Raw genomic sequence first — 18,700 nt, forward strand, 5'->3', positions numbered from 1 at the left:
AATTTGCAACTACAAACCCAAATACCAATAGAAAAGCAGTCTCATAATTTAATAGACTACGGTTCTAATGTGTTGTTATTAGGGTCTTGTTTTTCAGATAATATTGGCAAAAAGTTAGACTATTTTAAGTTTCAGAATCTTCAAAATCCGTTTGGTATTTTATTTCATCCAAAGGGTATTGAAAACTTAATATCTCATGCTATTGAAGGAAAAATTTATTCAGAAAATGATATATTTTTTCATAATGAACAGTGGCATTGTTTTGATACGCATTCTAAACTAAGCAATACTTCAAAAGAAAATTTGTTAAATGATTTAAATACAATTATTAAATCAACAAATGAACAAATACGGGCATCTACGCATATTATCATTACATTAGGAACTACATGGATGTATCGTTTTATTGAAACAAACTCGATAGTTGCCAATTGCCATAAAGTTCCGCAAAAACAGTTTCGAAAAGAATTGATGAGCCTTGAAGAAGTGATTCAATCACTTGAAAATATTATAAATCTTGTTAAAAAAGTTAATTCTGAGGCCTCTATTATTTTTACAGTATCTCCAGTGCGGCATTTAAAAGATGGTTTTATTGAGAATGCCCAAAGTAAAGCCCATTTAATTTCTGCAATTCATAAGGTAATAAATAATCAATTGTATTATTTTCCTTCTTATGAACTTATGATGGATGAACTTCGTGATTATCGTTTTTATGAAGAAGATATGATTCATCCAAATAACACGGCTATCAATTATATATGGGATAAATTCATAAAGGGATGGATTTCAGAACAAGCTTTAAAAACTATGGATGAGGTTGATGTTATTCAAAAAGGATTGCTACATAAACCTTTTAATCCAGAGTCAAAAGCACATCAGTTATTTCTGCAAAATTTAGAAACTAAAAAAATAGAACTTCAAAAAAAGTTTCTTTATATCAATTTTTAAAAAAGTAATCTTGTTTTTGAGCCTTTTGTTAAATTTGGAGTGATAGTGTCCTCTCTAAAAAAAAACACTTAATCTTTTTTAATCATATTTTTAACGAAAAATTGATTAAACTACTTTTTATTGAGTTAAATTAACATTGCTATTAATCAGTTCAAATATTAAACACCAGTTGCAAAATCACTTAAATGATTTACAACTGGTGTTTTTTTATTAACCATTTAAGTAAATATTATAAATCAGTGACAATCTTCGAAAGAAATAATCACATTATTTGTTCTGATTCGTTTTATAGTGTTTTTATTTTTTTCAACATAAGAAAGAAAACTAACAAAAAGCAAAACGGAATAATTTGAGATAAATATTAGATAGACTTTTTTAGTCCAATGAAACTGATGTTTTTTCTTTTTATACAACTTCAAGTCTGTGATAACAATTAAAAGACTTAAAATCCTGAAATATTGTTAATTTAGCACATGCGAAAAATTTTATTTGGTGTTTTTATTACGATTGTTATACTGTTCACTTTTAAATATTGTGGAGATAAAAAAACAGACAACATAGTGCTTCAAGAAAGTTCTGAACTTATTCAAGGGCAAATTAAGAATGTTGGAAAGCTTATTGTTACCGAAGGTCATTTTAGCGAAGTGTTTAATTACAGAAATTCAAAGGAGATTTTTGGTGATTATTTTACTTCAGAAAAAAAGGCACTCGTGGTAGTTAATGCAGATGTTACGATATCATATGATTTAAGTAAAATTGAATATTCTGTAGATAAAGTATCAAAAACACTAACTATTATAAGTATTCCAAAAGAAGAAATAAAAATAAATCCAGATTTAGAATATTACGATATAAAATCTGATTTTTTAAACCCTTTTGAAGCCAAAGATTATAACCAGATAAAGAATGCCGTAAAAGCATCACTTATTAAAAAGTTAGACGCGTCTGATTTAAAGTTAAACGCTAAAAACCGATTAATAAGTGAATTGTCGAAATTCTATATTTTAACAAATTCTTTAGGCTGGAAACTTCAATATAACGAAAGTCCAATACGTAATTTTGAGGGACTACAAAAAACTATTAAATTATAGTTTAGCCCTTAAACTGGTCCAACCGCCACCGTTAATGCTTTCAATTCCGTTGTTATTTAAAATGCTAGCAGCATTACCAGAACGCATTCCACTCGCACAGCACGTTATAATAGGTTTGTTTAACTTTTTTATTGTAGTAATTTGTGAATTTATAATCTGTAAAGGAATATTTTTTGAACCAGGAATAGCACCTTGTCTATACTCTTCCTTAGTTCTTACGTCAATAATTACTGCACCTCTTGAAGTAAAGTCATTTATTTTTTCAGTTTTATTTCCTGTTAGAAAATCTAATAATCCCATATGTTTTAAAATTTTACGCAAATTACTTTAATTTTTTTTGAAACGTGTGTAACAAGTGTTACAACCTAAATTTTTATTATCTTCAAACCTTAAAATAGAGAATATATTTTTTTTTACGCATGTTAGGACTAAGAACAACAGTTTATAAAATAGGGGATTTAAAAGCCGCAAAATTGTGGTATTCTAAAGCTTTTGAAACTGAACCATACTTTGACGAACCTTTTTATGTGGGCTTTAACATTAAAGGGTATGAATTAGGTTTATTGCCAGAAGAAAAAGAAAAAGGAGAAAGTGTTATATCATATTGGGGTGTTGATGATATTTTTAAAACCTATGCGCACTTAATTGATTTAGGCGCTGAATCCCACGAAGCACCAAATAATGTTGGCGGAGAATTAATGGTTGCTTCAGTTTATGATCCATGGCAGAATATTATAGGTATTATTTATAATCCACACTTTAAATTAGATAATGAATAAAGAGCTACTTACACAAGTTCATGAACGTATAAAGCCTTATATTCATAGAACACCAATATTAACTTCAGAGCTTTTAAATGAAATGACTCAAGCAAAGGTGTATTTCAAATGCGAGAATTTTCAAAAAATGGGTGCTTTTAAAATACGTGGTGCTACTAATGCTATTTTAAGTTTGTCTGATGAAGGACGACGTAAAGGTGTTGTCACGCATTCTTCTGGGAATTTTGCTCAGGCCTTATCTTTGGCAGCAAAAAAAATAGGTATTAAAGCTTATATTGTCATGCCTAAAAATGCACCACAAGTTAAAAAAAATGCAGTTAAAACCTATTTAGGCAACATCATAGAATGTGATTCAACTCCTATAGCACGAGAAGAAATGGCGGAAAAAGTTCAGAAGGAAACAGGCGCCACATTTATTCATCCTTCGAATGATGATCAGGTGATTTACGGTCAAGGTACTGCAGCAATTGAATTGTTTGAAGAGTATCCAGATTTAGATTATGTATTTTCTCCTGTTGGTGGTGGCGGTTTAATTGCTGGTACTGCTTTAGCAGCGAACTATTTCTCAAAGTATTGTAAAGTTATTGGCGGTGAACCTAAAAATGCTGATGATGCTTATCGGTCTTTGTTAAGCGGCAATATTGAATTTAATGAGCAAGTTAATACGATTGCAGATGGTTTAAGAACTTTTTTAGGAGATAGAAATTTTCCAATTATTAAAAAGTATGTTGAAAAAATAATTAGAGTAGAAGAGGAAGATATTATTCGAGCTATGAAATTTATCTGGGAACGCATGAAGATTGTTGTTGAACCTTCTAGTGCTGTGGCCTTTGCGGCATTATTAAAAAACAAAGAAGATTTTAAAAATAAAAGTATTGGTATTATTCTTTCAGGCGGAAATGTTGATTTGTCAAACCTGCCATTTTGATGAATTTATTATTAAGTTTGAATAAAATATGATTTATCGTTTTAATAAAAAAATATGCAGCCTTACGTAACACTTAACATAGAAAATAAAGTTGGTTACATTGAGTTTTTTCATCCTAATAGAAACTCTATGCCAAGTGATTTGTTGTCACGTTTACAACAAACTATTTTTGATGCAGGAACTAATGACGATGTAAAAGTTATTGTTTTAAAAAGCGGAGGCGATAGAACATTTTGTGCTGGTGCTAGTTTTAATGAGCTTATAGCTATTAATGATGAAGAAACCGGTAAATATTTTTTTCTTGGTTTTGCCAAGGTTATAAACGCTATGCGTGAATGCCCTAAACTTATTATTGGTCGTATTCAAGGAAAAACGGTTGGTGGTGGTGTTGGTTTAGCGGCTGCCACAGATTATTGCTTAGCAACGCATTACGCCTCCATAAGATTAAGTGAGTTAAGTATTGGTATTGGTCCTTTTGTTATTGAACCTGTTGTTTCAAGAAAAATGGGTAAAACAGCCATGTCTCAAATGACTATCGATGCAGAAACATTTTTTTCTACAGATTTCGCAAAGGATAAAGGCTTATATGCCGAAGTTTTTGAAACCACAGTAGCATTGGATGCAGCTGTAAAAGGTCTTGCTGAAAGATTAGCAGGCTATAATCCTGAAGTTTTAAAAGAAATCAAAACTGTTTTTTGGGAAAATACTGCGCATTGGGATAAGTTACTTGAAAAGCGAGCCCAAATTAGTGGTAAATTCGTATTAAGCAAGTTTACAAAAGAAACTTTAAAACGTTTCAGGGAATAATTTAAACTTTAATAGGTTTTTTAATAATTGATAAACCATCATCAATTAATTTTCCAACGTCTGGTCGATTTTGTTTAATGGTTTCTAAATGTTTTAAAATACTATTACACAGATTTTTTTCATTTCCTATATAAGCTAATTCATAAATTTCTACAGGTAATAACCAATCGGTAGGATGTTTATCAATTAACTGTTCTAAAACTTTTGTTCTTGAGATGGTCTTGTTTTTTTCTTCTCTATAGTCCCTAATTTGCTGATACAAGCCTTCTAATTCTAATTGTTTTTTAGACTTTTTTATATGAATGGTTTTAGAAGTTGGGATATGCGTAATCAAGTTAAAACTATTTAAATCGGCTGGTCCAGAAAAGGCTGAAACAACTTGTTTTCCAACTGCCATATCATAAATTCCCCATTCAGGTTTAAACAAAACAGTATCATGATGTTTAACCGTGCAGTTTTTAAAACTGATAAGTATTATTTTTCCTTGTAAGTTACGCTTTCCTGTAATAATTTCGCCAGTAACCGTTAAACCTCCTTCAAACTCTAAGGTCACTGTTTTTTCTTCATAAATGTTATAAGCACTTAAATCGCGCGGACTCATATCTTCAATCGCTATATTGATACCTTTAAGTTTTCCTATAGGAGAGCCAAAACCATTTTTATGGTTTTTAGTGCCATGTCCAACAAGTTCTTTTTCTCTGTATGACAAGGCAGTTTCTCCATTAGTTTGAATATATATGAGGTTTCCATTAGTTTCAATAATTTCGCTAAAAATGCCAGAAATTTGAATACCCGTGCTTAGTTCAACTGTTCCTAATGCTTGTGAATTAATTAATTTTTTCACACCAGAAAGTCTACCCTTACGCAATGCCATGGTATTAGCAAATTCTTCTAAGACTAAACTTAAATGGGCAAAATCTGGGGTTACATAAAGTTGAGGTTGTGGCTTTGTAATATCAAAATCTTTATAGGTTGCTTCAATGGTGTAAGGGATTTTTTCAACCTTATTTGTCATGCACCAAGCACTTTCTCCAATAGATGACAATAAACCAGCACCATATATTTTTGGGTTTTCTATTGTTCCTATCAGTCCATACTCAACAGTCCACCAATGAAGGTTTCTAATAAGAGCCATTTCACTAGGTTCACCCATGTTTAGTTGTAATGTCTCAACTTTTTTTTCCGCAGAAGCGATATCGTCTTTATTAGAGTTTGGAGCTTCTTTAATAATAGATAAATGTCTTACGGCTTCATACAACTCATAATCTTTAGCTGAAGAAATGGCTTTACAGCCTATTTCGCCAAACCTGCGCAAATATTCAGCATATTCTGGATTGGCAATAATGGGTGCATGCCCAGCGCCCTCATGAATAATATCGGGTGCAGGTGTATATTCAATATGTTCTAATTGTCTGATGTCACTGGCTATAACCAATACGTTATAGGCCTGAAATTCCATAAATGCATTGGGAGGAATAAAACCGTCTACTGCAACCGCAGCCCAACCAATATCTTTTAAAATACGATTCATACCGTACATATTTGGAATGCTATCTATTGAAATCCCTGTTTTTTTTAAACCATCTAAATAAGACTGATGCGCAACGCTACTTAAAAAATCTACATTTTTTCGCATCACATAACGCCAAACGGCTTGGTTAATAGCGGAATAGTCTTGGTAATTTTGAGGTTTTATAAACTGCCTCAAATGCTTGGGTAAGCGATTTAATATGTCGTTCGATTCTATAGAGTTATCCATATTTTTTATTGGTGGTTTTAGTAAAAATACAAATAAAGTATAATAATTTGAAGCGCAAGATGTTAAATAAAAAAGCGACCCCATAGAGTCGCTTTTTTAAGTTTTATTTGGATAATCCAGGTGGATATTTTTCCATTATTGAAGATACAAACTCTTTAATACGTTCTTCTTTTTTCTCCATGTTTCTGCTTAAATAGCCAGTACCCATTCCTTGCCAAACCAATTCTTTCTTTTTAGCATCGATAAGGTCTACAAACAGTGTTCCCTCTGTTGATGTTGAAACGGTAGGTTGTTGGTTCCAACCCCAGCCCCAACCAGGGCCATATCCTCCCCATGGACCAAAACCGCCCCATCCCCATGCGCCCATGCCCCACGCATTGTTGTAAACATCAACACGTTGGTTGGACTTAGTGAAAAGGCTTACCAGTAAATCTGGTGTTTCAGATTTTGTAAATCCTTTTGCTAAAAGTTCTGATTCAATAGCGCGTAAAATTCTACGCTTATCTAAATCGTTAATTTCAGCTTTGTCTATTCCTGTTTTAAAGAAAGCAAAGGTTTTGTAATTTTCAAAATTTGCATTTTTATCATAATCTGCAGCAACTCTTACTGAGCTACAGGAGGTTAAAACTATAAGCAATGCTAAAAAAGAGAGTGTTTTTATTAATTTTTTCATAGCTATATAAATTAGTTTATTTGTCAAATTATCATCAATAATCATACCAAGGCTAGTCGTATATATTGGTTTATGTTCTGTTTTATAAGTTGTTAGTTTTTTTGTTAAACCCATAAGGGCAGTGTCTGCAACCACTCTCACAACAATAACCTCTTTTTAAAAGATATTGTTCTGTAAAACACCTATAACCTTCAGGTGTTAAATAGTAATCTCCTTCTTCAATGGGAATAATTTTCTTCATATTATTACAAAGATAATGTAAATTGGATTGATTTTTAAATGCTAACGGTTATGATTTCATGTTCTAAATATCTAGTTCCAAAAGGGTATGAAGGTATCGCTATCTTTCCTTTTATATTTGTAAGAGATCTGCATTTTAAAAAAGATAAGGTTTTAATAAACCATGAAAGAATTCATTTAAAACAGCAGGTAGAGTTACTAATTGTTCCATTTTTTATATGGTATGGTGTTGAATATTTAATTGGATTATTATATTATAAGAATCGGCATTTGGCCTATAAAAATATTTCTTTTGAACGAGAAGCATTTTTTAATGAGTCCAATGCAAAGTATCTTAATGAAAGGGATATTTGGAAATTTTTAAAGTATCTTCGTGGCCATGGTTTTTCAATTAAATAAAAGTATAAATCAACCCATTTTGTTGCCTAGAGATTATGGTGTTGAATTATTTTTAAAGCGTGAAGACAAGATTCATCCATTCATTTCTGGCAATAAATACAGAAAATTAAAATACAATATTCTAGAAGCTAAAAAGTTGGACTTTAAAACATTGCTCACATTTGGAGGGGCGTTTTCAAACCATATAGCGGCAGTTGCATATGCAGGTAAAGAATTTGGTCTTAATACCATTGGTGTTATTAGAGGTAACGAACTTAGAGATAAGATTCAGGATAATCCAACGTTATTATTTGCAGAGTCTTGTGGAATGCAGTTTAAGTTTATAACTAGAGAATTTTATAGAGAAAAGTATAAACCTTCTTTTATTAAAAAATTACAGGAAGAATTTCTTGAATTTTATTTGGTTCCTGAAGGAGGAACTAATGCCTTAGCTATAAGAGGTACGGAGGAAATATTAGCAAAAGAAGATAAGGTTTTTAATTTTGTATGCACAGCTGTTGGAACTGGTGGTACTATTGCAGGTATTATTAATAGTTCTTATGTTAGTCAACAAATTTTAGGATTTCCTGTCTTAAAAGGTTCTTTTTTAAAAGAAGATATTAGTAAATTTGTAGACAATAAAAATTGGAATATTATTACAGATTACCATTTTGGTGGTTATGCTAAAATTAATATAGAATTAATTGAATTTATAAATCAATTTAAAATAGACAATAAAATACAACTTGATCCTGTTTATACAGGAAAAATGATGTACGGGATTTATGATCTAATTGAAAAAGGATATTTTCCTGAAGGCTCAAAAATTCTTGCAGTTCATACAGGAGGATTACAAGGAATATTAGGAATGAATATGGTTTTAAAACAAAAAAAAATGCCATTAATTGATTATTAAAATGAAGAAAATAGTAGTGCTGTTGTTTTTAGGAGCTTTTGTATTTAGCTGTGGTTCGAGGAAAAGCAGTTCAAGTAAACGCACATCAAAAACAACAATAGAGAAGGTTGTAACAGTGGAAAATGGCGATAATGATTCCGATTATATAAGTATTAAAATTAATTCTACTCCAGAATATATAGATGTTTTTAGTGCCATTGCTCAAAATGAAATGCATTTATATGGAATTCCTGCAAGTATAACATTAGCGCAAGGAATACTTGAGTCTAATTCTGGAAGAGGTCGTCTTTCATTAGAAGCCAATAATCATTTTGGAATAAAATGTCATGATTGGACTGGCGCAAGAATTTACCATGATGATGATAAATCACAAGAATGTTTCAGAAAATATAAGAATGCAAAATATTCATACAGAGATCATTCTTTGTTTTTGTCAACTCGCAGTCGTTATTCTAAGCTATTTGATTTAGATAAAGATGATTATAAACGATGGGCAAAAGAATTAAAAGCAGCCGGTTATGCAACAGATAGAAAATATCCTGATAAGTTAATTAGTTTGATTGAACGTTATGAGTTGTATAAATTTGATAGAGACATATTAAAAGACGATAAAACCTATAATATTAAAGAAGACAACACGGCTAAAACATATGTCGTAGTTAAAGGAGATACGTTGTATTCTATTTCAAGAAAATATAAATTGACAGTTGAAGAGCTTAAAAATTTAAACAGATTAACAGGAATAGAAATAAACATAGGACAAGAACTGGTTGTAAGTTCTAATTAAATAAATTAAGATAGTTTATGAATTATAAACGTAGTAGTGACTTATTTGCACAAGCTGAAAAAGTGATTCCGGGTGGTGTGAATTCACCAGTGAGAGCTTTTAAAGCAGTAGGCGGAACGCCTATTTTTGTAAAAGAAGCCAAAGGCGCTTATTTATACGATGAAGATGGTAATAAGTTGATAGATTATATCAATTCATGGGGGCCAATGATTTTAGGACATGCCTATGAACCTGTGGTTAATGCCGTTGTAGAAAAAGCAAAAAAAGGAACGTCTTTTGGTATGCCTACGGAAATTGAAACTCAAATTGCAGAGCTAGCTGTATCTATGGTACCAAATATTGACAAAATTCGTTTTGTTAATTCAGGAACAGAAGCTTGTATGAGTGCTATCAGACTAGCTAGAGGTTTTACTGGAAAAGATAAAATTGTAAAGTTTGCTGGTTGTTACCATGGGCATAGTGATTCTTTTTTAATTCAAGCAGGAAGTGGCGCCGTTACTTTTGGTTCACCTAATAGTCCGGGAGTTACAGAGGGAACAGCTAAGGATACCTTACTAGCAACCTATAATAATATTGATAATGTGAAAGAACTTTTAGATGCTAATAAGGGTGAAATAGCTTGTGTTATTATTGAGCCAGTAGCAGGAAATATGGGTTGCATACCGCCAAAAGAAGGTTTTTTACAAGCGCTAAGATTACTTTGTAACGAACATGATATTTTGCTCATCTTTGATGAGGTTATGACGGGTTTTAGATTAGCAAAAGGAGGCGCTCAAGAACTTTTTAATATCAGTGCAGATATCGTGTGTTTTGGAAAAGTTATTGGAGGTGGTTTGCCGGTTGGAGCCTTTGCTGCTAGGGAAGAAATTATGAATCATTTGGCTCCCTTAGGGCCCGTATATCAAGCAGGAACTTTAAGTGGGAATCCATTAGCTATGGCAGCAGGTTTAGCTATGCTAGAAACATTAAATAACGATTCGGAGATTTTTAAAAGACTGGCCGAAAAAACTGCCTATTTACATGAAGGTTTTACTAAAGTATTAAATGAGAATAATATTGTTCATACCATTAACAGAGTAGGATCTATGATTTCTATTCATTTTGCAGAAGATGAGGTTGTTGATTTCGAAACATCGGCAAAAGGTAATAATGAAAGCTTTAAAAAATTCTTTCATGGGATGTTAAATGAGGGCATTTATATAGCGCCTAGTGCTTTTGAAACTTGGTTTATTACCGATGCATTAACTTATAAAGATTTAGATGCCACCATTGAAGCTGTTAAAAAAGTAACAAGCACATTGTTGTAATGTTAAAAAAAAAAGCCTTTCCAAATACGGAAAGGCTTTAAACTAAACTAAAATCAATCAACAAACTATATATCTAACTAACATGTTTGTTTTTTATTTGCCGAGACGCTGACCTTGTTTTTGGCCTTTTCGTTTTGGCATTCTTTCGTTTTTATTTTTCATACGCTCTTGAGATTTCTCCCATTTATCATATTGTTCGTCATTTAAAATCTTTTTCATTTTTGCTTTCATCTCAATCTGGTTGTCTAAACGTTCATTCATCCTTTTAAGACGTTCCTCTTTTGAAGGTTTTTGCATGTCACCATTTTCTTTCTGAGCTTTAAAAGCTTCCATCTTAGCTTTTCTTGATTTAGCATTTTCAACATTTAATTTTTTAATCTCTTTTTGTTGAGATTCATTTAAATCTAAATGTAAAGTCATTTTTTTTGTTTGTAATGTTGCTATTTCGTCTGGAGTCATGTCGCTAAACCGTTCCATTTTTTCACCACGTTCTTTATTAGCACGTTGCTTTTGTTGCGCATTTACCTGGTTAACTATTAATAAAAGAGCTATAAAAACTATTTTTTTCATAATGTATTTATTTAAGTGTTTATTGCCTTTAGGACTTTATATTTCTGAAAAGGTTTAATGGTGTGATAAATTTTAACTTTGGTTTAACATAAATATGAATGTTTATGAAATTCAAAACATAAACTTTGTTGTACTAAATAATTAGGTAATCAAGTGACTTTTATCTTAAAAAATTAACACTTGTTCAAGTAAGTCTTAAGGAAGATATAAAATTTTGGAATTTGATGTTAAACATTTCTAAATTATAGATCTTGTTAGGTCAATTTTATGTGTCTTTGCATAAGAAATCAAAGTCATAGCCCTTTTTTTAGAAAGTTTAAAAGGATTTAAGTTTAGATTTTTAAGTTAGTTTAGTTAAATTGGTTAGTTATAAAAAGCCAGCAATTATAAATTGCTGGCTTTTTAATTTTTGAATACGTTACATTTATTCATTTATATCTTCTTTAAGACTATTTTCAATCTTTCTTTCTACTTTATTTGTTTTTTCAACAGAATTAAAATCAACTTGAGAAAAATCAACGTCTAGCATTTTGGCATAGAACAAGTCAAAAGCAATATAGGAGGCTAAATATTTATCACTAAATGCTAATCTAAAATTTGATGCTAAAGGAGCGCCAAATAATTCGGGACTCATGCTATTAGTTGATAATAAGGCATTAAATGTTGTTTTTAAATTTAGATCAGAAATGTTTTTAGAGATGCAACTAATTAAACTACTATTATAATTTAAATGGCTTTTGCTATTGTTTAAATCCCACAAATTAGAATCCTCTTTTAGTGCTTGAAATACTTTATAGCTATGCTCAGAAACTAAGTCCTTGAAGGGTATTCTATTGTAAGTAGATAGTCTGAGAAATTGTGAATAAGCGGATTGAGTATTTAGTCTGCCTTTTCCAAAGTAATTAGTAATATCTTCTTCAAAGCTATAAAGGGCTTCGTTATATAGTTTTATGTTGATATTTTCACATGCTAACGTTGAAGGCTTATCTGAAAATTTAAAATCAGTAAATGATTTTTCTTTTTTACAACTAGAAATAGTAAAGAGAAGTAGTAAAGTAATAAGGTGAATTTTTGTTTTCATTTTAAATTTCTTTTTTTAATCGTTCTTGTTCTAATGTTTCAGTTAATCGTTTTCCTATAATAGGTTCAATTAAAGTTTTCCTCTGATTAGTTTTTACAAAAGGATAAAGTTCTAATTCATGTTTCATAGTATCATTTGGGTTAGGATGTTTATTGCTTCCTAATATAATTTTTTTTCCTTGGTCAAAATATTTTTGCTCGGCATGAGCACTTTCTTTTATTTTTCGCTGTATGGTGCCTTCTTTTAATTGTTTAAGAAAACCTCCATGAGCTTCAATATTTTTAAATAATTCTAAGGCCTTTTCTGATAATTGATTCGTTAAGCTTTCTATGTAGTACGAACCGTCACAAGGATTATCTACTTTCGAAAAATAACTTTCATGTTTTAAAATCAATAATTGATTCCGTGAAATTCTTTCACTAAACTTATTATTTTTATGATATATGGCATCATATGGCAAATTATTAACTGTATTCGATCCACCTAAAACAGCGCTCATACATTCTGTTGTGGTTCTTAACAAATTTGTATTATAATCATATAAGGTTTTATTGCGTTTTGTAGGTTCTGTAATTATAAAGCATGAGTTGTTAAATCCATATTCTGAGGCTAATGTGCTCCAAAGAATTCTTAGTGCTCTTAGTTTTGCTATTTCAAAAAAGTAATTAGTTCCAACAGCAACATTAAAAACAACTTTTAATTTTTCTTTTGTGTCTTCTTTTAGTTTAGAATCAAAATAATTTAGGTATTCATTTGCATGAGATAATCCGTAGGCTAATTGTTGTAGCATGCTTGCTCCTGCATTTTGATATAAAGATGTATTTATACTTACAGTATTTAATGTGTTAACAGCACTTTCAAATTTTAAATGATCATCTGTAATATTACTAAACCAATTTCCACTTTTAGCTAGATTTCCTATGATGTCATTATGAATATAAAGGGTTTCTTTATTTTGAATTTTAGAAAATTGCTGAATATAGGTTTCTGAAAGAAATTGGAATTCAAAATGGATAGGTGTTAATGAAATATCTATATTTTCAAGAAGTGTTTGTATTGAAACGGTATCATCAGGAATAATAAATTTTATGGTGTCAGTTCCTTTTTTGATAACATCAAGTGCCTTTTTATTAGATTTCTCAACATTATTCACATAAATGGATTGACAAATATTCCATTGTGAAGTTTTGGTATTAGAAAAAGTTATTACATCTTTTAAATCTTCAGAATTATAAAACGGCTTTACACTTATGGCTTCACTCGTTTTCCATATTAATAAATCGTTGTAGTCCGCGCCTTTTAAGTCAAATTGTATTTTTTGTTTCCACTGCTTTGAAGTAACAGCATCAAATTCATCGAATAATAACTTACTCATTATTACTAGTTTTTAAGCTGTCTTCATATTCAATAATGAATATCTCTTCATTATCACGTTTCATGTAATATTCTTCACGCGCAAATTTTTCTACACCGTCTTCTGTACTTAATTTTTTTATCGCTTTTTTGTCTTTCTCAATTTCTTTTTGGTAATATTCCTTTTCAGTTTCTAGAGCATCAATATCTGAATTTAATTCATGATGGATCAGGTAAGAATTAGCATCAAAAAAAAGCATCCAAATAATAAAAACAACTAAAATGAGTAGAAACACATTTTTGAAGGGTTTTAGAAATTTTGATTTTCTCTTTAAAATTGACATTTATAATTTTTGAGTTATAATTGATTTAACTATATCTATGGCTACGTGGTTATGTTTATTGTTGGGTATAATCATATCGGCATATTCCTTCATTGGTTCAATAAACTGCATATGCATTGGTTTTAAGGTGTTTTGGTAGCGTGATAATACTTCTTCAATATCTCTGCCTCGTTCTGTAATATCACGTTTTAAACGCCTTATTAAACGTTCATCAGTATCAGCATGTACAAAGAGTTTTATATCAAACATGTCTCTCAATTCAGGATTTGTAAAAATTAAAATCCCTTCAACAATCATAACTTTTCTTGGATGTGTTAAAACTGTATCTCCAGTTCTATTGTGTTTTACAAACGAGTAAACAGGTTGGGGTATCGGTATGTTTCTCTTTAAACAGTCTAAATGTTCAACGAGAAGCGTGAAATCTATAGATCTTGGATGATCAAAATTAACCTTGATACGTTCCTCATAACTTAAATGTGAGGTGTCTTTATAATAAGAATCTTGCGAAATAACACCAACTTCTCCTTCTGGAAGTTCATCAATAATTTTGTTTACAACTGTTGTCTTTCCACACCCTGTACCGCCTGCAATTCCTATTATAAGCATGATTTTTTGTTTAAAAAACGTTTACAAAGTTAGTTAAATGTTAAACCATTTAAGCGTAATATATCTATTTTTTAATATTAGAAACTTCTTCTTCTGTAACCATTTTGTCATTTTTATTTCCCCAACTATTTGTGATGTAATTCATGACATCGGCTACTTCATCATCGCTTAAACCTAGAGGAGCCATATAGCCATTGTATGTTTTTCCATTAACAACTATTTCCTTTTGTTGTCCATACTTAATACCACTAATACTCGCTTCTCGGTTTTTTAAAAGGTAATCTGATTTTGCTAATGGAGGATATACATTTTCGACACCTTCTCCATTAGGTAAATGACAGGACACACAAAAATCGGCATAAATGTCACTACCCCGTTTTATGCTTTCTTTTAAAAGGTCTATTTGTTGGTAATTGTCTTTATCAGCGTTTAATAAAGGTAAAGATGTAATTACAAAAAAGTAGGTTGCGAATAAGTTCATATTTTTATTTTTCAATAATTTTAAATATTCCTTTACCTTCTACAGCAAAATAGATGTAACCATCAGGTCCTTGCATGACGTTTCTAACACGACCTATTTTTTCAAATAATTTTTCTCGTTTGATAACTTTATTATTTTCTAAAACGAGTCGTTCGAGGTATTCAAATTTTAATGATCCAACTAATACGCTTCCTTCCCATTCTGGATATTTATCAGATGAAACAAAAGCCATGCCACTTGGTGCGATAGAAGGCACCCAATAAAATAGGGGCTGCTCCATACCTTCTTTTTCTGTGATATCTGTAAACGGTGTTCCGCTATAATTAATACCGTATGAAATAACGGGCCATCCATAATTTTTTCCTTTTTCAATGATATTGATTTCATCACCACCTCGTGGACCGTGTTCATTAACCCAAATAGCTCCCGTTGACGGGTTTTTGACCATGCCTTGAGGGTTTCTGTGCCCGTAACTAAAAATAGCAGTTTTGGCATTTTCTGTTCCAACAAAAGGATTGTCAGAAGGAATACTACCATCATCATTTAATCTGTAAATTTTACCGCAATCTCTGGTGATATCTTGTGGGTTTACATCACGTTCTCCTCGCTCACCAATAGAAAAATATAAGTAGCCATCATTATCAAATTCTATACGAGAACCAAAATGTTGTCCCTTTTTGGTGTTTGGACTGGCTTTGTAAAGTAATTGTTTTTCAACTAGAGAATTACCAATTAGCTTAGCTCTCATTAAAGCGGTATTACCACCTTCGCTATCGCCTTCGGCTGAACTAAAAGTTATGTAAATCCACCCATTAGTTTCATAATCTGGATGAATTTCTATGTCTAATAATCCACCTTGACCACGGACATATACTTCTGGAACACCATTAATGGCTGTTTTTTCACCATCTTTAAAATGAATTATTTCTCCAGTTTTTTCAGTAATCAACATGCTACCATCTGGTAAAAAAACCATTCCCCAAGGGATGTTTAAATCAGGGACCACTAATTCTGTCGTATAATTAATATTTACTGGGTCTATTGCTTTTACTTCAGAATCTGCTTGTTGTGCACAAGCACTAAAAGCAATAAAAGTAAAAATAAGTAATGTATGAATGTGCCTCATGTTGTTTTTGCTTTTAATATACATTAAAAAATATAGTTTAAATTAATTCCGGTGAAATAATTTAAAGGGTTTCCAGGATAGTAGTAACGTGGTGCACTACCACCAAAACCTGATGCATTTATCAAGATTTGAGATGCATATTGCACATCAAATATATTATTTAAGCCTAAGAATATATTTAATTTTAGCTTTTTATTAAGATTTGTTTCAAAACCAATTTTTAAGTTAGTTATATTGTAGTTATCTGAAAATAAACTATTGCTATCTGTAATAGGTATTTTTCCTACGTATTGAAAATTAATATTACCATAAATTCCAAAATCAGTATTAAGATCAATTCCAGCATTAAATATATCTGATGGAACACCCGTTAAATCATTTCCAGAAAAATCGTTAGTGTCATCAATAAATTCCTTGAAGATGAAATTATTAAGCGTATAGTTTATAAAGGAACTAACAGTTATGTTTTTATTTTTGAGCCAATTATAAGTTACCGCCAATTCTAAACCATCATGACGCGTTTTACCTGCATTAATCCCAATAAATTCGTCTTGAGCTGTTCTTCTTGAAACTAATAGATTTCTCATAGCTAAACGATATATTGATACATTAAACTGTAGTTTGTTATTTAAAGCTTTACCTCGACTTCCAATTTCAAAATTCCAACCTGTTTCTGGTTTTAAGTTTGTGTTTATTTGTCCGTCTGGTAACAAAGTTTCATTCAGTGATATAGGAGAGAAGCCATGGCTTACGCTTCCAAAAACACTAAAATTTTCTGAAATCAAATGTGATAATCCAAATTTTGGAGATACGATATTTTTAAATTTAAAACTACCCGATTGATTCGGATCAGTATCTGAAACCGGGAAGATATCTTCTAACGTATAGGCTGTTTTATTTAAATTTAAGCCTATTGAAAGGGTTGTTTTTTCTGAAAACTCATAATTGGTTTCAAAAAAAACGTTGTAGTAATGTCGTTTCTCTTTAAAGTTTGATAACCTATCACCTTCAACGCTTCCTGTACCCATGGGAAAATTTTCATATAAATTTTCAAAAGTTCCGTATTTATAGGTATCGCTAAATAGTTCCCCACCAAATGTCCAATTCATATTTTTATTGAATAGCTTCAGGTTTCCTAAAAGCCTACTTCTAAAACCTAAAGCTAAGGTGTTTTCCTTTAAAATATTGAACGGTCTGGGTTCGTAAGCATCTCTAAACGATGTAAAAATACTTGTAACTTGTTTTAAATTACGGGTGTAATCATGATTCCAGGATAAACCAAAAACACCTCTTTTAGAATCTTCAAAACCTTTAGATTGTTTCCAGGTAAATGCAGCAGATTCAGGGGTGTTTAAATAGGTGTTTTTATCAATAGAACTAGGTATAAAAGCTTTTAAATCAACATAACTTCCTAAAACGGTTAATTCATCTTTAGTAGTTAAAAAATGATTTGAAACTAAAGTAAAAGTTTCTCTAGTATATTCATTGTTTTCTCTATAGCTATCGCTATTTGTGTTACTATATATCGCTCTATAACTGTTTTTTGTTGTTCCATGATTTACGTTCAAGATGCCTTTTATTAAACCGAAAGAGCCTATAGATAATTCAGAGTTAACACTAGAGTTATTCAAGTAAGCATTTTGAGGTATTAAGTGAATTGTTCCGCCTAAACCCGCACCGTAAACACTTGAAGCTGCTCCTTTAATAATTTCAAAACGCGATATAGAAGCAAGTTCAAAATCCTCAATAGTGGTTTCGCCACTGCCATTGGTTAAAGGAATATCTCTAAAATAAGCTCTTATTTTTGAAGTTCCAAAAAGATTTCTAGAGCCAATACCTCTAATGGTCAAGCGGTTTGTGTTAAGTGAACCACTTTGCATAAAAACTCCAGGTGTTCTATTTAAAATTGGTGCAAAATCTGTGTTGTTCGAGCGTTCTATGTCTTCAGAAGAAATAATGCTAATGGTAGCTGTTGCTTTTTTTAGTTTTTTAGGGATGTGATTTGCATTAATAACAATTTCATTTAATTCAGAAGGATTGATGCTAAGTTGAATAATGTAATATTGATTTGCTTTTAGTTCTATAGTTTTTTCAATGTAGCCTTCTTTTTTAAATGTGTAAAAACCTAGATTAGAAAGCTCAAAAGTACCGTCAAACTTTGAAGTTATAACCTTTTTATTCTCAGGGTTAATTATTTGAGTAAAGCCTAGTGAAATGCCATTTTCATTATCCAATATTTTACCTTTAATGCTAGTTTGCCCAAAACTAAAATAGTTAGTGCCTATGATAAAAAAAGTAAGAAGTATTTTTTTAATAAAATACATTTAAAATGATTAAAAATTGAAAGGTGCTAAATTATGATATTTAATTAAGAGATTTTTTTTAGAATTGTAATTGTGAAATGAATAAAAAAAGTATATTTGCATCCCGTTACAGATAACCAAAATTCGGGGTGTAGCGTAGCCCGGTTATCGCGCCGCGTTTGGGACGCGGAGGTCGCAGGTTCGAATCCTGCCACCCCGACAA

General features: G+C 31.0%; 21 protein-coding genes and 1 tRNA gene. 10 read left to right on the plus strand and 12 right to left on the minus strand.

What is annotated here, in order from left to right; genetic code table 11:
- Positions 1-3: 3 nt before the first annotated feature.
- On the plus strand, positions 4-948 hold the full coding sequence (locus AC15TD_RS12730; RefSeq protein WP_484452533.1) for a GSCFA domain-containing protein: 945 nt from the start codon (positions 4-6) through the stop codon (positions 946-948).
- 473 nt (positions 949-1,421) lie between these two features.
- Positions 1,422-2,039, plus strand: coding sequence for a DUF4230 domain-containing protein (locus AC15TD_RS12735; protein WP_484452534.1), 618 nt, complete (start codon positions 1,422-1,424; stop codon positions 2,037-2,039).
- On the opposite strand, the gene AC15TD_RS12740 is transcribed toward AC15TD_RS12735, so the two are convergent.
- Positions 2,034-2,339, minus strand: coding sequence for a rhodanese-like domain-containing protein (locus tag AC15TD_RS12740; protein WP_484452535.1), 306 nt, complete (start codon positions 2,337-2,339; stop codon positions 2,034-2,036). The two genes, AC15TD_RS12735 and AC15TD_RS12740, sit on opposite strands and share 6 nt — an antisense overlap.
- A 119-nt stretch (positions 2,340-2,458) precedes the next feature.
- On the opposite strand from AC15TD_RS12740, the gene AC15TD_RS12745 reads away from it, so the two are divergent.
- The 3 genes from AC15TD_RS12745 to AC15TD_RS12755 are packed head-to-tail and all read left to right on the plus strand — an operon-like array spanning position 2,459 to position 4,553.
- Positions 2,459-2,818, plus strand: coding sequence for a VOC family protein (locus AC15TD_RS12745; protein WP_484452536.1), 360 nt, complete (start codon positions 2,459-2,461; stop codon positions 2,816-2,818).
- The gene (locus tag AC15TD_RS12750) at positions 2,811-3,746 is read left to right on the plus strand and encodes a pyridoxal-phosphate dependent enzyme (RefSeq protein ID WP_484452537.1); all 936 of its coding nucleotides are present in this window, start codon (positions 2,811-2,813) and stop codon (positions 3,744-3,746) included. Before AC15TD_RS12745 ends, AC15TD_RS12750 begins: the two co-directional genes overlap by 8 nt.
- A gap of 54 nt (positions 3,747-3,800) precedes the next feature.
- Positions 3,801-4,553, plus strand: coding sequence for an enoyl-CoA hydratase/isomerase family protein (locus AC15TD_RS12755; protein WP_484452538.1), 753 nt, complete (start codon positions 3,801-3,803; stop codon positions 4,551-4,553).
- Between the two features lies 1 nt (position 4,554).
- Here the strand turns inward: AC15TD_RS12755 and AC15TD_RS12760 are convergent, their stop codons facing one another.
- The 3 genes from AC15TD_RS12760 to AC15TD_RS12770 form a co-directional block, all read right to left on the minus strand.
- On the minus strand, positions 4,555-6,312 hold the full coding sequence (locus tag AC15TD_RS12760; protein WP_484452539.1) for an aromatic amino acid hydroxylase: 1,758 nt from the start codon (positions 6,310-6,312) through the stop codon (positions 4,555-4,557).
- A gap of 103 nt (positions 6,313-6,415) precedes the next feature.
- Positions 6,416-6,985 (minus strand): DUF4136 domain-containing protein, encoded by a 570-nt coding sequence (locus tag AC15TD_RS12765; RefSeq protein WP_484452540.1) that lies wholly within the window; start codon positions 6,983-6,985, stop codon positions 6,416-6,418.
- An 82-nt stretch (positions 6,986-7,067) separates the two neighbouring features.
- Complete coding sequence (locus AC15TD_RS12770) at positions 7,068-7,226, minus strand: C1orf53 family protein (RefSeq protein WP_484452541.1); 159 nt, start codon at positions 7,224-7,226, stop codon at positions 7,068-7,070.
- 38 nt (positions 7,227-7,264) lie between these two features.
- On the opposite strand from AC15TD_RS12770, the gene AC15TD_RS12775 reads away from it, so the two are divergent.
- From AC15TD_RS12775 to hemL, 4 genes are read left to right on the plus strand one after another with little or no spacing between them, the layout of a single operon-like run.
- Positions 7,265-7,624 carry a hypothetical protein gene (locus AC15TD_RS12775; RefSeq protein ID WP_484452542.1) on the plus strand — a complete coding sequence of 120 codons (360 nt, stop codon included), beginning with the start codon at positions 7,265-7,267 and terminating at the stop codon, positions 7,622-7,624.
- Positions 7,605-8,519: a 1-aminocyclopropane-1-carboxylate deaminase/D-cysteine desulfhydrase gene (locus tag AC15TD_RS12780; protein ID WP_484452543.1), complete on the plus strand. Its 915-nt coding sequence runs from the start codon at positions 7,605-7,607 to the stop codon at positions 8,517-8,519. The genes AC15TD_RS12775 and AC15TD_RS12780 overlap by 20 nt, the downstream gene beginning before the upstream one ends.
- A gap of 1 nt (position 8,520) precedes the next feature.
- Entirely contained in the window at positions 8,521-9,306 is a 786-nt protein-coding gene (locus tag AC15TD_RS12785) for a glucosaminidase domain-containing protein (RefSeq protein ID WP_484452544.1), read from the plus strand.
- 17 nt (positions 9,307-9,323) lie between these two features.
- Positions 9,324-10,613, plus strand: a complete 1,290-nt coding sequence (gene hemL / locus AC15TD_RS12790; RefSeq protein ID WP_484452545.1) for a glutamate-1-semialdehyde 2,1-aminomutase — start codon at positions 9,324-9,326, stop codon at positions 10,611-10,613.
- A 93-nt stretch (positions 10,614-10,706) separates the two neighbouring features.
- On the opposite strand, the gene AC15TD_RS12795 is transcribed toward hemL, so the two are convergent.
- From AC15TD_RS12795 to AC15TD_RS12830, 8 genes are all read right to left on the minus strand, one after another.
- Positions 10,707-11,183, minus strand: coding sequence for a hypothetical protein (locus tag AC15TD_RS12795; RefSeq protein WP_484452546.1), 477 nt, complete (start codon positions 11,181-11,183; stop codon positions 10,707-10,709).
- Positions 11,184-11,607: 424 nt separating this feature from the next.
- Complete coding sequence (locus AC15TD_RS12800; protein WP_484452547.1) at positions 11,608-12,264, minus strand: hypothetical protein; 657 nt, start codon at positions 12,262-12,264, stop codon at positions 11,608-11,610.
- 1 nt (position 12,265) lies between these two features.
- Positions 12,266-13,639, minus strand: a complete 1,374-nt coding sequence (locus AC15TD_RS12805; protein ID WP_484452548.1) for a methylmalonyl-CoA mutase subunit beta — start codon at positions 13,637-13,639, stop codon at positions 12,266-12,268.
- Positions 13,632-13,961, minus strand: coding sequence for an FtsB family cell division protein (locus AC15TD_RS12810; RefSeq protein WP_484452549.1), 330 nt, complete (start codon positions 13,959-13,961; stop codon positions 13,632-13,634). Before AC15TD_RS12810 ends, AC15TD_RS12805 begins: the two co-directional genes overlap by 8 nt.
- Positions 13,962-14,567 carry a uridine kinase gene (gene udk, locus AC15TD_RS12815; RefSeq protein ID WP_484452550.1) on the minus strand — a complete coding sequence of 202 codons (606 nt, stop codon included), beginning with the start codon at positions 14,565-14,567 and terminating at the stop codon, positions 13,962-13,964.
- Positions 14,568-14,631: 64 nt separating this feature from the next.
- On the minus strand, positions 14,632-15,048 hold the full coding sequence (locus AC15TD_RS12820; protein ID WP_484452551.1) for a c-type cytochrome: 417 nt from the start codon (positions 15,046-15,048) through the stop codon (positions 14,632-14,634).
- 4 nt (positions 15,049-15,052) lie between these two features.
- Complete coding sequence (locus tag AC15TD_RS12825) at positions 15,053-16,174, minus strand: PQQ-dependent sugar dehydrogenase (protein WP_484452552.1); 1,122 nt, start codon at positions 16,172-16,174, stop codon at positions 15,053-15,055.
- A gap of 23 nt (positions 16,175-16,197) precedes the next feature.
- Complete coding sequence (locus AC15TD_RS12830) at positions 16,198-18,498, minus strand: TonB-dependent receptor family protein (RefSeq protein WP_484452553.1); 2,301 nt, start codon at positions 18,496-18,498, stop codon at positions 16,198-16,200.
- 124 nt (positions 18,499-18,622) lie between these two features.
- Between AC15TD_RS12830 and AC15TD_RS12835 the strand changes: the two genes are divergently transcribed.
- Positions 18,623-18,697: transfer RNA gene (locus tag AC15TD_RS12835), tRNA-Pro, on the plus strand.
- Positions 18,698-18,700: the final 3 nt, after the last annotated feature.

Source organism: Yeosuana sp. (assembly GCF_057126245.1).